A 13,118-nucleotide genomic window follows, 5' to 3' on the forward strand; every position below is an offset into this window, starting at 1 on the left:
AAGTGCAAGGGGAGCTTTCCTCTTGCATTTTTTTGTGCTGTATATAACCAAGTATTATAAATTACCAATAAGTTTTCCAATTCAGGTGACACTAATGGAAAAGGAGGTCCTTTGATGAGAGTTAAGAACATATATAGCCTGATAGCGTTTGTGCTGTTTTTGTCTGGCTTTGCTTCAAGCGTCCAGGCCAAAGAAGGCCTTATTTATGAAATGAAAAATTTCGATGAAGTGGAAAACCGTTGGGAAATTCATATCCAATACACAGAGTTTACTGGACTGGAAGACAAAGTATTTCAAGAGAAGTTGAACAAGATGATCGAGGAGAAAGTTGCCGGTTATATCCAAACCGTAAAAGAAGAAGCGGACGACAGTCACGGGGTGCCCATCCGTTTTTACGGAGAGACAAAAATATTAAAGGAGAATAACTTTTATTCTGTGCTGATGACGTCCAGCCTTTCGAGGGGGAACACATTCAGTGGTGACGTCGAGTCCTTCAACTTTTATAATCAAAAAGAAACACAACTCGCCACGCTCATGGATTTTATGGATTTAGATAAAATCGATAAGGAAGTCAAAAAACAAATAAGTGCAAATCCTGATGTTTACTTCGTAGAAGAATTTAAACAGGTACGTCCGGATACAGCTTTCTACCTGCAAGGTGAGGAACTGGTGTTGATTTTCAACAAATATGAAATTGCACCAGGAGTATATGGGACTTCAGAAATTAAAATACCGATCAATCATCGATATTAAAGCAAAAAAATGCCGCTAATCCAAATGGAGCAGCGGCCAATCTGATTGTCTAATTGATTCATTTTCAGGGGAGGAATCAATACATTCAGTATTTTTAAGACAATCACTTATGAACAGTAATATCCACATCACAAACCTTTTATACATTAGTTGCTGACATAATTATCAACATTATCCACAAATGTTGTGGATTTGTTTACCAACAATTTATTAACAATGGGGGAGGTCAATAAAATCATGTTGTAAACGGTTTATTCACATGAAGTGAAAATGTGTGGATAACTATTGCCGGCATGGTTTGTTCTGCGGCTTTGGTAAGTATATACCCTCTTTAAAGTTTTATAATCCTAAGATTTTCGGGAACGTTTAAAAATTTTGTCTGCTTGCTTAAAATCTCTTCCATATAGCACTTCCTGTGTCTTAGAGAGTGCTCCTTTTGAAGCTTTTGTCTGTCCCTGCTTTGCTTTCATGGAAAAAACCTCCTTCTTTTCCTACAGCTTGTCCAAACCACAGCCAACTATACAAAAAAGCTTAAGCGCAGGATACGCGCTTAAGCTTCCAAAGCCTCTTCAGACTCTTGTTCGCGATAGTAGTGAAAGAGATATTGTTCTTTCGTGATAGCAAAAAGATCATAGATATCTTCTTTTTCATTGATTCGTTTCCAAATGTCCGGATAGTCGATATTTGCATGCGAAACATAAGGGAGTTTTAAGGCAGCTTTCATCGAGCGGGGATTATTACGGCGTATTTTCATAAAAATCGCTTCGATATCCAGCTGGAAAAATAGCTCCTCAAAAAAAGCATCTTTAGCGGGACGATTGTATCCTTTTCCAAAATAGGGCTTGCCTATCCAAGTGGCTAAAAATCCTTTTCTATCGGTGATATCAAACAAATTGATTGTACCGATGGGCTGGCCCCATTCATCCACAATTGTTCGGGAAATGAGTTCCCCCTGTTCTTCCGCTTCGATCGTCTGCCTGGTCAAGAAGTAAAATTCATCGCTGGAATAGGCTTTATGACGGACATAGGGGAAGACTTCCGGGTGGCTCATCAACTCGAACAAAACAGGGGCATCATGCAAATCGCGTTTTTTTAACATAAAAAACCCTCCTTATCTTTAAAAGGAGGGCAGTCGGGTCGTGTGGAAGGAAACTGCTGTGGACGCGACCACCCTCGAATTTTTATCAATTGCTCACAAAAATCCGGGGTGGGAATCGAACCCACTAGAACCAGTCAAGCTGGTGGCGCACCATTTGCCTTCCCATACTCCGCTCTATGAAAAATCTAAGATTTTTTCAGATCGTTGCATTAATCATAAGCGATTTTTCTGGAAAAATAAATAGGCATTTTAATAAATTTTTTAGGATTTAAACGACATGAAATGACATCTTTCGATACTGAAAATAATCGGTTATTTTTTATAAATAATTTCTCCATTTACCATCGTCCAAAGCGGTTTCGACATGAATTCGAACGGATGGCCGTCCCAGAGCACAAGGTCAGCATCTTTTCCTGGCTCGATAGACCCGACATTGCCTTCAACACCGAGGTTTCTGGCAGGGATGATCGTAATTCCTTGTATCGCTTTTTCAATATCCAAACCTTCCCTGGCAGCGAGTGCTGCACAAATATTCAAATATTGAATTGGCGTATAAGGATGGTCTGTGGTAATTGATACTTGAATGCCATGGCTGGTCAGTTTGTGATATGTTTCCCAAGTCTTATTTTTCAGCTCAATTTTTGATCTCCGCGTGAAAGTAGGTCCTACAGATACCTGGAGATTCCGGCCTTCCAGTTCTTCAGCGATCAAGTGTCCTTCTGTGCAGTGCTCGATGCGGAGATCGAGATTAAATTCATCTGCAAACCTGATAGCGCTAAGGATATCGTCAGCCCGGTGCGCGTGGATGCGAACCGGGATTTCCCGTTTCAACGCCCTAACAATCGGCTGCACCCTTAAGTCATCAGGATTATCCGCATGCCAGGCATGATAAAACGTTTCCCGCAGCATTCCCATAATCCCAAGGCGTGTAATCGAATCATTACGGGAAGTAGAATGGACCCGCTTCGGGTTTTCCCCAAGTGCCAGTTTCAATCCAGCGGTATCCCGAAGCAGCATGCTGGAGATATTTTTGCCTTTATTTTTAATCACCGAAGTCATCCCGCCAATGATATTTGCGCTGCCAGGCATGATGTGCGCGGTAGTGACACCTGCACGGATAGCGTCGCCAAAGGCAGGATCGAGAGGATGGGCTCCGTCCCTGGCTCTCAAATGTGGGGTCATCGCCTCAATCGTTTCATTGGCATCACTTCCAGCCCAGCCTGTCCCTTCATCATATAATCCTAAATGGGTATGAACATCGATAAACCCAGGGAATAACCTTTTATTATAACCGTTAATTAGGCTGACATCAGCAGGGACGTCAACTTTTTTTCCTAAAGAGACGATTTTACCGTCTTTAATTAATACTTGCCCGTTATCGATAGTTGGGGACGTGACAGGATGTATCGTTACATTCGTAATCACTGTATCCATATTCTTTCGTGCCTTTCTGCTATTTTATTTTTTAGCTAAGTTACACCTCTATTATATGCGAAAAATGGTTGGAAGAGTATGTAAATAAAGATTAGGAAGCAGTACTCCTTCCTAATCTTTAAAAACATCTTCCAATGCCGGGGTCAATTCAGGGTATATGAAATCATAACCGAGAGCGATCGCCTTTTTCGGAATGACATGCTGGCCATCGAGAAGCAGCGTGCTCATGTCACCAAGCGCGGTTCTGATAGCAAAAGCGGGCGCTGGAAGCCAGTGTGGACGCCCAAGGACTTTACCAAGTGTTCGCCCAAAATCTTTATTTCTTTTCGGGGTAGGAGCTGTCGCATTCATGGGGCCGACTGCTTCCTTATTTCGGATGGCAAAGTCGATCATCCCTACGACATCGTCCACGTGGATCCAGGACAGCCATTGTTCTCCAGATCCTATTTTTCCGCCTGCCATCATTTTATAAGGAATCGCCATCTTAGGTAGTGCTCCTTCTTCACCTAAAATAATCCCAAACCGTAGAAATACCGTACGGACGTCATGGTCGGCAGCCTGAGATGCGCGTTTCTCCCATTCGGTTGTGACATTGGCCAGAAACCCGTCTCCTGGCTTGGTTGTGTCTTCGGTAAAAGCTTCAGTCATGGAGTTTCCATAAAACCCTACCGCAGAAGCATTGACGAGTACTTCCGGTTTTTTATTAAGTTTACTAATTAAATCCACGATGTTTTCCGTTGCTTTTATTCGGCTGTCCAGAATGCTCCGTTTTCTTTCTTCCGTCCATCTTCCGCTATTCAACGACTCACCGGCTAAATTGACGATGGCATCAAGCTCGTTCAATTGGGATTCCGGTGCAAATTCCGGTTTCAGCCAGCCTATATATTTGATGTGGTTCGTATCTTTATGTTTTTCAGGACTGCGGGTCAATACGTAAACATCATGGCCTTCTAAAACAAAATGCCTCGTCAGTTGTTTTCCGACAAATCCTGTTCCGCCTGTTATTGCTATTTTCATACTGTGATTCCTCCTTAAATGAGGTTTGATTAAAGTTTACTGTATATTTTGAAAAAAATCGATTCTTCCAATTGTCCTATGGGAAGAGACTCATGCTAAAATAAAGCAAGAGGTGAGAGGTTTGGCTAAGATTACACGGATAACTACACAGAAAAAGAAGAAAGACCGTTTTAATATATTTTTAGACTTTGGACAGGGCGAATCCTATGGTTTCAGTGTTTCTGAGGATATTCTAGTTAAAGAAGCCCTGCATAAGGGGATGGAGCTGGATGATGTTTCTATAAAAGCTCTGATGGAAAAGGATGACCTACAGAAATCCTATACCCTGACCATACATTATTTAAGCTACCGGATGCGCTCGGAAAAAGAAATCCGGGATTATTTGAATAAAAAAGAAACAGATCCTGAACAAATCGAAGTGATCATCGACAGGCTTTACAAAGAAAAGCTGCTGGATGACCAGGAATTTGCCAATTCGTTAGTGCGAAGCAGGATCCATACATCGAGCAAGGGCCCATTGATGGTGAAAAAAGACCTGATGGAAAAAGGGGTCGCCGCTGCTAAAGCGGAGGAAGCCCTGACCCATTACCCTTTTGAAGCACAATATGATAAGGCGATGAAATTTGCAGAAAAAAAACTGCGTTCAGATGGAAAGAAATCATTTCGCCAGCAGGTGCAGAATCTCCAGCAGACATTGATGCAAAAAGGCTTCACCAATGATGTAGTTCAAGAAGTCATTGCCAACCTGCCACAGCAGGAAGAGGAAGATGCCGAATGGCAAGCAGTCGTTTATCAAGGAGAAAAAATCCTGCGTAAATACGAACGGAAGGCAGAAGGCTACGAGTTGAAGCAGAAAGTGAAAGGTGCTTTATACCGTAAAGGGTTCCAAATGGACGAAATCCAGCGTTTCATAGAAGAGTATATGGAGGAAGAACAATGACTTTCTGAATTCCTCCGTCTTAGAAGATTTTAAATCGAGGTGGCACGCTCATCATTAACAGCCATTAAGGGAAGGTTTGCTCCTATTATAAAAATAAAGAAGGCAAGCCCTCAGAACACTAGAGGTGCTTGCCTTCTTTCCTGCGGAAAACGGGAGGGTCAGCCCCGTAAACTTATGATAAAAGAATTCAGATAAGCTTTTTATTTTGAAGGTCTTCGATCGCTTCATACACGTGGTCGACGACATTGGCAGCCTGCTTCTGTACTTCTGGATGCGCACTACTCATGGCATAGCTGTGAGGCGCCAATTGGAACATCGGAATATCGTTAAATGAATCCCCGATAACGGCTATTTGTTCAGAATTCAGGCCTGTTTGCTCAAAAAGTGCCTGGAGACCGCTTGCTTTGTTGATCCCTTTAGGCACAAGATCTACACATGTTTCGTGTGAGACGAAGCAATCAAGTTTCTGGCTGTATTTTTCATCGATTCGTTTTTGCAGGGCCATCACATCTGGTTCTTTCCCATGCACGGTAATTTTCGAAGCATCCACTTCAACACCTAAAGCATCAGCCAGCTGTGGATTCACCTGAATGTCGTGGATCAATTGTTTCGAAATTAAATCAATCCACTCGTTATGCTGATGGGTGAAAGTTTCCTCAGCAGTAGAGACTGTCGTTACCATCGGTTCCTTTACAATATCGCGATAAACCTGTCGAACCACATCAGAATCAAAGGTCTTAGACAGGATATGGGAATTATCCGCTCCATAGACAAAAGCCCCGTTTTGACTGATTCGGTGTCCTTTTTGACCGATCCGTTCGAGAATATCCTGGATTTCATGATCCATCCTCCCTGAGGCGACTGCCAAATCCACTCCTCGTTGAATCAGCCGATCAATTGCATGAATATCTTTGTCTTTTATATAATGATTCATGCCAAGCAGTGTCCCATCAAGGTCACTGACAAATAATTTAATCATTCGCTATTCTCCCTTCCATATGACACCATAGACAATAAGCTTTATACTCGATATATTGTATACATTGAAAACGCTTCAAAGCAAAGGGAAACGACCTGAAGGGAATGGAATGAGGGGGGAAAGGCATGGAACAGCAAGTGACAATTGAAAAAGTGCTTAATAATAATGTGGTCATCGCCGAGCATCCCACATATAAAGAGGTGGTGCTGATAGGAAAAGGGATTGGATTCAGCCGAAAGAAAGGAGAGACCCTCCCTATTAAAGAAGCGGATAAAACTTTTTTATTAAGGGACCCGGAACAAAAAGAGCAGTATGTCAACCTGCTTCCTTATGTAGAAGAGGACTTCATTAATTTCATGAATGACATTCTGGTTCATATTGAAAACAGGATGAACCAACGTTTAAATGAGCATATCCATGTAGCCCTGACCGATCATATCGCTTTTGCTGTCAACCGTGCTAAGCATGATCTCCAATTCAATAATCCCTTTTTGTTTGAAATTGAATCTCTTTATCCAAAAGAGTACCAGGTAGCGATGGAAGTAGTGGAAATGATCAATAACAAAGAAGGTATCGAGTTTCCCGAAGGAGAGATCGGATTCATCGCTTTGCATATCCACAGTGCGGTGACAGATAAGACATTGAGTGATATCAACAAACATTATCAACTGATATCCCAGTTGGTCAAAGTAATTGAGGATTCTTTGGAAATCACAATCGATAAAAATACGGTCGATTATCACCGTCTTGTCCAGCATCTAAGACGTGCGGTGGACCGCATCCATATCGGGGAGGATGTTGGGGGAGAAAATCGTCTCGCTGAAATGTTGAAAAAAGAATATCCACTATGCTATAATTTATCTTGGAAGTTGATAAAAGTGATGCAGAAGCAACTGAATAAGCCAGTGGATGATTCGGAAGCGATTTATTTGACGATTCATCTGCAACGGTTAGTCAACCATAAAACGTAATTATACGTGTTACTGATACGATCAGGCATGAGTATGAAAAGTTTTAGAGGTTTTCAATGGGGTAAGTGTACCCTTTGAGGCCAAATAAAACTTTTTTGCTCATGCTTTTTTTATTACCTTAAACGTCATTTGAATTGGCGTTTAAAATTTCAGTTAAAATGGAAGCGGTTTATTTCATTTTTCTGAAAAATTATATCCCATGATTAACTTATGGCTTCTGTATCACACTAAAACAAAAGGAGGAACTTTCCATGTTCAAAAATGCTTTTGGTACATTGCAAAAAGTCGGTAAAGCATTAATGCTTCCGGTTGCGTTGCTGCCTGCCGCTGGTATCTTGCTGGCATTCGGTACAACATTCCAGCAGGATTCCTTCCTGGAACGTGTGCCAGCGTTTAAGGCGGAATGGATTCAAATATTTTCCGAAGTAATGTCAGCCTCGGGTGGTATTGTCTTTGATAACTTAGCCTTGCTATTCGCAGTCGGTGTTGCCATCGGTCTTGCCGGCGGAGATGGGGTAGCAGGTCTTGCAGCCATCATCGGTTATTTAATTATGAATGTCACGATGGGTGTATTAGGTAAAGTGGATGCCGATATGGCAGCGAATTCACCTGCCTATGCTGAAGTACTTGGCACGCCTACCTTGCAAACCGGGGTATTTGGCGGTATCATCGTGGGTATTCTAGCGGCATTTTTATATAATCGTTACTTTAATATTGAATTACCGCAATTCCTTGGTTTCTTTGCCGGTAAACGTTTCGTACCGATTATCACTGCTTTTTCAGCTTTATTCTTAGGTATTATTATGCTGTTTATATGGCCGTTTGCTCAAGACGGACTGAATGCTTTATCTCATTTGATGCTTAACACGAACATCCATATTGCTGCCTTTGTGTTCGGCGTCATTGAGCGCTCCTTGATTCCGTTCGGATTGCATCATATTTTCTATTCACCATTTTGGTTTGAATTCGGCTCGTATGTGAACGCTGCCGGGGAAACAGTTCGTGGTGACCAACAGATATTCTTTGCCCAGCTTCGTGATGGAGTAGAATTCACAGCAGGTACATTCATGGTTGGTAAATTCCCGTTCATGATGTTCGGTCTTCCGGCTGCAGCACTTGCAATTTATCATACAGCAAGACCGGAACGCAAAAAGGTTGTCGGCGGTATCATGGCATCTGCAGCATTGACGTCATTCCTGACTGGTATTACTGAACCGATCGAGTTCTCTTTCCTTTTCGTAGCACCGCTGTTGTTCGGTATCCACGCGATTTTCGCTGGTTTATCCTTTATGACAATGTCGCTGTTGGATGTAAAAATCGGCCAAACCTTCTCTGGTGGTTTGATCGACTTCATCCTGTTCGGTGTTTTACCTAACCGTACTGAGTGGTGGTGGGTTATTATCGTAGGTCTTGTTTTCTCTGTCATTTATTACTTCGGTTTCCGTTGGGCGATTCTCAAGTTCAACCTGGCGACCCCTGGCCGAGAAGATGAAGAAGTCGATGCCGATGAAGATAGTGAAATAGGAGATCTTCCATATGAAATCCTGGAAGCAATGGGTGGTCAAGAGAATATCGCTCATTTGGATGCCTGTATTACGCGACTTCGCGTCTCTGTCAATGACAAAGGCGAAGTGGATAAAAACCGTCTGAAGAAGCTTGGAGCATCTGGTGTCATGGAAGTAGGAAATAATATCCAGGCCATCTATGGTCCTAGATCCGATAGCTTACGTGGTCAAATGCAAGATATCATCGACGGTAAAGCACCCCGTGCAGTTGGTGAGGATCGTTCTGCGGTTGCAGAAGAAGCAAAAGATGCAGAAATACCAGTCGGCGGTGAAGAGTTCAACTTTGTAAGTCCTTTGCAAGGTGAAATTATGCCGATTACAGAAGTGCCGGATCAGGTATTCTCTGGTAAAATGATGGGTGATGGATTTGCAATTAAACCTGCAGATGGCAAAGTTGTTTCTCCAGTAAACGGTAAAATTCTGAATGTCTTCCCGACGAAGCACGCAATAGGTATCCAGGCAGAAAACGGTACAGAAGTTCTGATCCACATTGGAATTGATACGGTCAAGCTGAAAGGGGAAGGCTTTGAAGCATTTATAGAAGAAGGCGACGAAGTCAAGCAAGGGCAAGAGTTGATGAAAGTGGACTTTGACTATGTAAAAGAGCATGCAACCTCCACCATAACACCGGTTATTTTCACAAACTTGCAAGAAGGTCAGGAAGTAAAGATTGCAAAACCAGGCGAAGTGCGTCATAATGACCCTGGTATCATTGAGATCAACTAAAAAATCATATAAATGAGGAGAGATTCAAATGGTAGAACAAACAATGAAGATTACAGCAGCAGATGGGCTGCATGCACGTCCAGCTACTGCAATGGTGCAGGTTGCAGGTCAATATCAGGCAGACGTGAATCTGGAGTATAAAGATAAGTCCGTTAACCTTAAATCCATTATGGGTGTTATGTCACTCGGTATTCCTAATGATGCCGAAATCAAATTGACCGCTGATGGTGAAGATGAAAAAGAAGCCCTTGAAGCAGTTGTGAACAAAGTGAAAGAAGAAGGACTTGGAGAGTAACACCTGAAATGAAAAAGCTGCTGGCCTCTAAACAGAGGTTCAGCAGCTTTTCTTTTATTCAACTGAATCTTCTATGAATCCACCTTGATCTCCGCTCGCCGGTCATCCTCTGCAAAAATTTTATCAGCAACACCTTCCGGGCCTTTCAGGCGAGACGGGTCAGCGACATGATCACTATTGGACCAGAATGGTGTGTTCATACCACCCATATATACTGCTGTAGCAGACATCGGTTGATCTTCCCATTCTTTCTGCAGGCTTTCCGTAAACCCACGGACAGCAAATTTGCTGGCACAATATACCGATTCATTCACTTTACCCCTGAGGCCTGCAGTAGATATGATGTTCAATACTCTGCCTTCTGAGACTTTCAGCAAAGGCAATGCCTTTTGAGTCATTAAGATGGTACCCTTGACGTTGGTTTCCAGCATTTTATCAATGTCTTCTTCTTTTAAGGAAGATAACTCTCCAAAGATCCCGATGCCAGCATTATTAATTAATACATCAACGCGGTCCAATTGACGGATTGCCTCCTCGACCGAAGCTGGCTCTGTTATATCACAAATGTAGGATTCTGCCTGCCCGCCTTGTTGAATTATTTCCATTCTTACTAATGAGAGGCTTCGTTCTGTTCGACCTAACAAAATGATTTTATAACCTTCTTTTGCGTATCGATGGGCCAGAGCCCGTCCTAATCCAGTACCGCCCCCGGTAATTACTGCACTTCCCACATGAATTCCCCTTTCCTCAGTGTTCCTCATTTCCATTGTGACGAATGCTTGTTAAAATGTAAATGGATAACCATAGGAGGGAAAAACATGGAACGCAGATATAGCGATATGACGATAGAGGAACTAAGAAAGGAAATTGGTGAGCTGACTGATAAAGCAAGGAAAGCAGAGCAGATGGGAATGGTCAACGAGTATGCCGTTTATGAACGGAAGATCATCATGGCAAAGTCTTATATGCTGAATCCTGATGATTTTAAGCCAGGAGAAGAATATCAGATAGAAGGCGATCCAGCCCATAACTTTAAAATTGTATATATGAATGGGACGTTCGCCTGGGGGTACCGGACAAATGAACAAGGGGAAAAAGTAAGTGAAGAGGAAGAAGAAGCATTACCAATTTCCATGCTTGGAGAAAAAATCAATTAATTAAAAGCGTGCCTTATGCGGCACGCTTTTTTAAAGGCTAGGAAATTATAAAATGTTCTCTTTGTCAATAACTTTAGGCGGTTGGTGTCATCCAGCTCCGACGCACAGGACGTGCTAGTGCCGGTGACGCCACAGGACGTGGCGTTTTCACCGGCCAGCGCCTACCCCCTCGAGGTCTTAAGTCAATCCTTTCTGTGATTAGAAAAACTTGGCTTATCGCCAAGGGTGTATGGCGAAAGCCTTAGTTTTACTTATACTTTAAACCTTTATTAAACTTAATTTGCCTAAAAGTACAAAGAACGTCACGGCAAGGCTTGTCTTAAGTTTGTCGGGGGTGAGCAAGGCGCTTGCGCTTTTGTGCGTGGAAGGTTAAGCACGCTTGTTCATCTGAACCTCTGTGATGATTTCAGACTGTGTCTGCTGTGTTTCCCCATTCACCTGGTGAGCTGCGTGTTTAGGGTTGGCCCGTGGGGAATCGAAGGGGTCGCTATAGAGATTATCGAAAAACCCTTTATGCGGTTTTCGCCCTTTGTTTTTGCCCATTATAGTTCACCCTTTCCATCGTCCAGCCTGTGTGAAGAGCGGTCCATCCGCTCTTTGGGGTGAGTGTTCGTCGAACCATCGGCACGCTTAGAAGCAAATTCTGCTTTTGCACGTGGTTCTCCGTTCATTTTCTTTTCTGGAAAGCCAACTGTTTTATTACGCATCTTTCAGCCTCCTATAGCATCATAATGGGATGCAGGTATAGTTTATGTAATTTCAAACCTGCTATGTGTTACAATGGGGAAGTAAACATTGGGAACGTATGAGGTGACAATATTGGAAAAAGTTTTTCAGCGCTTAGCTGATCAGTTATATGATAAAAATCCTTCGCTGTCTATCGAAGAGGCTCGGACATGGGTCGAGTTGTTATGGGAAGACTTTGAAGTGACACGTGCCAAAGCCGGTCATGAATATCAGGGGAAGCAAATGACAGAGCAGATCGTTACACAGTGGATTAATCATTATGGCTCAAAGTTACATGAATTTGCTGCCAACAATCCGAAGTATAAGGAAATGCTTGATAAAAAAGGGCCGATGAATTGAATAACAAAGAGGCTGATTCCTTGCCGGTCTCCCTTAAAAGAGGGAGAGGGCGATGAGGAGTCAGCCTTTTCTTCATGAATCCGCTGGAATCGGATCCAATTTGGTTTGTAATTTTTCTTCGGTGAACACCCATCCGGTGTAGGAATTCATGATTTCCAGTGTGGAATCATCTATTTGAGCTACGGCGACAAAAGGATATCTTCCTCGTGAGCGATAACGAAGGTCGATGAACCTTACTTCCGTATGCTCGTTATAATAAGTCATTTCAAACCGGTAGACCGGGGAGAATGATAAGAAAGCCTTGATATTATGATCTTCCAGGGCACGTACCATAGCCGGCTCATCCATCGGGATTGTCTGTCTTGGAAATTCATCCAAAATGACAATGTGGCCATTTTCAGCTTTTCCGACATAATAATGATTAGCGGTTGTGATGGCAATACGCCAATTATTTTGTTTCATGGTCGGAGAAGTAGCGATCTGCTCGACATGTTCAAAATGTTCGTGTATGAGTTTTACCATTTCCCGTTTATCAAAATAACGCTTCACATAATATAGTGCAATGACGAAGTAAATGATCAGCCATGTATAACCTGGGTCTGCTCCTAAATTCCAGGCGACAATCCCGGCAATATGCATCAGAAAGATATATAGGTCGAATGTATTGATGAACCCATAAGCCACCCAGCGCCTTGTGAATGGCCGGTAGGCCTGCGTGCCGTAAGCATTGAATACATCGACAAATACGTGCACGATGACTGCTAAGAATGTCCAGAGCCATAAATGCAGAAAGCTGACTTCTGGAACAAAAGCATAAATGACACCGGATAATGCAAGACCCCAAAAAATGACAGCTGGAATCGAATGCGTAATGCCTCGATGGTGCCGTATATAGACTGCATTGTTTTTTAACTTAAGGATCGTATCGAAGTCAGGCGCCTGTGAGCCGATCATGGTACCGGCTAAAACGGCATTGAAGAGTGCCGGATCGTTCTGCACAGCAGGATCCAATGTAGCCAGTCCGCCCAGGGCGACCCCCATGACGACGTGTGTACCGGTATCCATCCAGGGTACCTCCTTTATGGACTTTCTGGTA

Annotated in this window: 16 protein-coding genes; 7 read left to right on the forward strand and 9 right to left on the reverse strand. The window is 42.9% G+C overall.

Annotated elements, in window-relative coordinates; genetic code table 11:
- The first annotated feature begins 114 nt into the window (after positions 1-114).
- The gene (locus P855_RS21375; protein ID WP_051353324.1) at positions 115-753 is read left to right on the forward strand and encodes a DUF3298 and DUF4163 domain-containing protein; all 639 of its coding nucleotides are present in this window, start codon (positions 115-117) and stop codon (positions 751-753) included.
- A 347-nt stretch (positions 754-1,100) separates the two neighbouring features.
- On the opposite strand, the gene P855_RS21920 is transcribed toward P855_RS21375, so the two are convergent.
- The 4 genes from P855_RS21920 to P855_RS0118765 form a co-directional block, all read right to left on the reverse strand.
- Positions 1,101-1,223, reverse strand: a complete 123-nt coding sequence (locus P855_RS21920; RefSeq protein ID WP_084315760.1) for a YfhE family protein — start codon at positions 1,221-1,223, stop codon at positions 1,101-1,103.
- A gap of 80 nt (positions 1,224-1,303) precedes the next feature.
- The gene (locus tag P855_RS0118750) at positions 1,304-1,852 is read right to left on the reverse strand and encodes a GNAT family N-acetyltransferase (RefSeq protein WP_028784992.1); all 549 of its coding nucleotides are present in this window, start codon (positions 1,850-1,852) and stop codon (positions 1,304-1,306) included.
- 312 nt (positions 1,853-2,164) lie between these two features.
- Positions 2,165-3,286 carry an amidohydrolase gene (locus P855_RS0118760; RefSeq protein WP_028784994.1) on the reverse strand — a complete coding sequence of 374 codons (1,122 nt, stop codon included), beginning with the start codon at positions 3,284-3,286 and terminating at the stop codon, positions 2,165-2,167.
- 111 nt (positions 3,287-3,397) lie between these two features.
- Entirely contained in the window at positions 3,398-4,303 is a 906-nt protein-coding gene (locus tag P855_RS0118765; RefSeq protein ID WP_028784995.1) for a TIGR01777 family oxidoreductase, read from the reverse strand.
- Positions 4,304-4,424: 121 nt separating this feature from the next.
- Between P855_RS0118765 and recX the strand changes: the two genes are divergently transcribed.
- Complete coding sequence (gene recX, locus P855_RS0118770) at positions 4,425-5,243, forward strand: recombination regulator RecX (protein WP_028784996.1); 819 nt, start codon at positions 4,425-4,427, stop codon at positions 5,241-5,243.
- Positions 5,244-5,430: 187 nt separating this feature from the next.
- On the opposite strand, the gene P855_RS0118775 is transcribed toward recX, so the two are convergent.
- Positions 5,431-6,222: a Cof-type HAD-IIB family hydrolase gene (locus P855_RS0118775; RefSeq protein ID WP_028784997.1), complete on the reverse strand. Its 792-nt coding sequence runs from the start codon at positions 6,220-6,222 to the stop codon at positions 5,431-5,433.
- Positions 6,223-6,347: 125 nt separating this feature from the next.
- Here P855_RS0118775 and glcT point away from each other — a divergent pair, with 125 nt between their 5' ends.
- The 3 genes from glcT to P855_RS0118790 all read left to right on the forward strand — a co-directional run bounded on the left by glcT (position 6,348) and on the right by P855_RS0118790 (position 9,779).
- The gene (glcT, locus tag P855_RS0118780) at positions 6,348-7,193 is read left to right on the forward strand and encodes a glucose PTS transporter transcription antiterminator GlcT (protein WP_028784998.1); all 846 of its coding nucleotides are present in this window, start codon (positions 6,348-6,350) and stop codon (positions 7,191-7,193) included.
- Between the two features lie 251 nt (positions 7,194-7,444).
- Positions 7,445-9,484, forward strand: coding sequence for a glucose-specific PTS transporter subunit IIBC (ptsG, locus tag P855_RS0118785; RefSeq protein WP_028784999.1), 2,040 nt, complete (start codon positions 7,445-7,447; stop codon positions 9,482-9,484).
- A 28-nt stretch (positions 9,485-9,512) separates the two neighbouring features.
- Entirely contained in the window at positions 9,513-9,779 is a 267-nt protein-coding gene (locus P855_RS0118790) for a phosphocarrier protein HPr (protein WP_028785000.1), read from the forward strand.
- A gap of 71 nt (positions 9,780-9,850) precedes the next feature.
- Here P855_RS0118790 and P855_RS0118795 read toward each other — a convergent pair whose 3' ends face one another.
- Entirely contained in the window at positions 9,851-10,510 is a 660-nt protein-coding gene (locus P855_RS0118795; protein WP_028785001.1) for an SDR family NAD(P)-dependent oxidoreductase, read from the reverse strand.
- 87 nt (positions 10,511-10,597) lie between these two features.
- On the opposite strand from P855_RS0118795, the gene P855_RS0118800 reads away from it, so the two are divergent.
- Positions 10,598-10,936, forward strand: coding sequence for a YfhH family protein (locus tag P855_RS0118800; RefSeq protein ID WP_028785002.1), 339 nt, complete (start codon positions 10,598-10,600; stop codon positions 10,934-10,936).
- Positions 10,937-11,305: 369 nt separating this feature from the next.
- Here P855_RS0118800 and P855_RS21925 read toward each other — a convergent pair whose 3' ends face one another.
- Together P855_RS21925 and sspK are read right to left on the reverse strand one after the other, a co-directional pair.
- A complete protein-coding gene (locus P855_RS21925) occupies positions 11,306-11,479 on the reverse strand; it encodes a YpzG family protein (RefSeq protein ID WP_084315761.1) in 174 nt (57 codons plus the stop codon).
- On the reverse strand, positions 11,479-11,643 hold the full coding sequence (gene sspK / locus P855_RS21930) for a small, acid-soluble spore protein K (protein WP_084315762.1): 165 nt from the start codon (positions 11,641-11,643) through the stop codon (positions 11,479-11,481). Before sspK ends, P855_RS21925 begins: the two co-directional genes overlap by 1 nt.
- A 112-nt stretch (positions 11,644-11,755) precedes the next feature.
- Here sspK and P855_RS0118815 point away from each other — a divergent pair, with 112 nt between their 5' ends.
- Positions 11,756-12,022 carry a YfhJ family protein gene (locus tag P855_RS0118815; RefSeq protein ID WP_028785003.1) on the forward strand — a complete coding sequence of 89 codons (267 nt, stop codon included), beginning with the start codon at positions 11,756-11,758 and terminating at the stop codon, positions 12,020-12,022.
- A 72-nt stretch (positions 12,023-12,094) separates the two neighbouring features.
- Here P855_RS0118815 and P855_RS0118820 read toward each other — a convergent pair whose 3' ends face one another.
- Positions 12,095-13,087: a metal-dependent hydrolase gene (locus P855_RS0118820; protein WP_028785004.1), complete on the reverse strand. Its 993-nt coding sequence runs from the start codon at positions 13,085-13,087 to the stop codon at positions 12,095-12,097.
- Positions 13,088-13,118 lie beyond the last annotated feature (31 nt).

This window comes from Thalassobacillus devorans MSP14, assembly GCF_000496835.1.
GTDB lineage: Bacteria > Bacillota > Bacilli > Bacillales > Halobacillaceae > Thalassobacillus > Thalassobacillus devorans_B.

Coding starts and splice junctions, on each gene's coding strand:
- P855_RS21375 (WP_051353324.1), top strand. CDS start 115: ATGAGAGTTAAGAACATATATAGCCTGATAGCGTTTGTGCTGTTTTTG.
- P855_RS21920 (WP_084315760.1), bottom strand. CDS start 1,223: ATGAAAGCAAAGCAGGGACAGACAAAAGCTTCAAAAGGAGCACTCTCT.
- P855_RS0118750 (WP_028784992.1), bottom strand. CDS start 1,852: ATGTTAAAAAAACGCGATTTGCATGATGCCCCTGTTTTGTTCGAGTTG.
- P855_RS0118760 (WP_028784994.1), bottom strand. CDS start 3,286: ATGGATACAGTGATTACGAATGTAACGATACATCCTGTCACGTCCCCA.
- P855_RS0118765 (WP_028784995.1), bottom strand. CDS start 4,303: ATGAAAATAGCAATAACAGGCGGAACAGGATTTGTCGGAAAACAACTG.
- P855_RS0118775 (WP_028784997.1), bottom strand. CDS start 6,222: ATGATTAAATTATTTGTCAGTGACCTTGATGGGACACTGCTTGGCATG.
- glcT (WP_028784998.1), top strand. CDS start 6,348: ATGGAACAGCAAGTGACAATTGAAAAAGTGCTTAATAATAATGTGGTC.
- ptsG (WP_028784999.1), top strand. CDS start 7,445: ATGTTCAAAAATGCTTTTGGTACATTGCAAAAAGTCGGTAAAGCATTA.
- P855_RS0118790 (WP_028785000.1), top strand. CDS start 9,513: ATGGTAGAACAAACAATGAAGATTACAGCAGCAGATGGGCTGCATGCA.
- P855_RS0118800 (WP_028785002.1), top strand. CDS start 10,598: ATGGAACGCAGATATAGCGATATGACGATAGAGGAACTAAGAAAGGAA.
- P855_RS21925 (WP_084315761.1), bottom strand. CDS start 11,479: ATGGGCAAAAACAAAGGGCGAAAACCGCATAAAGGGTTTTTCGATAAT.
- sspK (WP_084315762.1), bottom strand. CDS start 11,643: ATGCGTAATAAAACAGTTGGCTTTCCAGAAAAGAAAATGAACGGAGAA.
- P855_RS0118820 (WP_028785004.1), bottom strand. CDS start 13,087: ATGGATACCGGTACACACGTCGTCATGGGGGTCGCCCTGGGCGGACTG.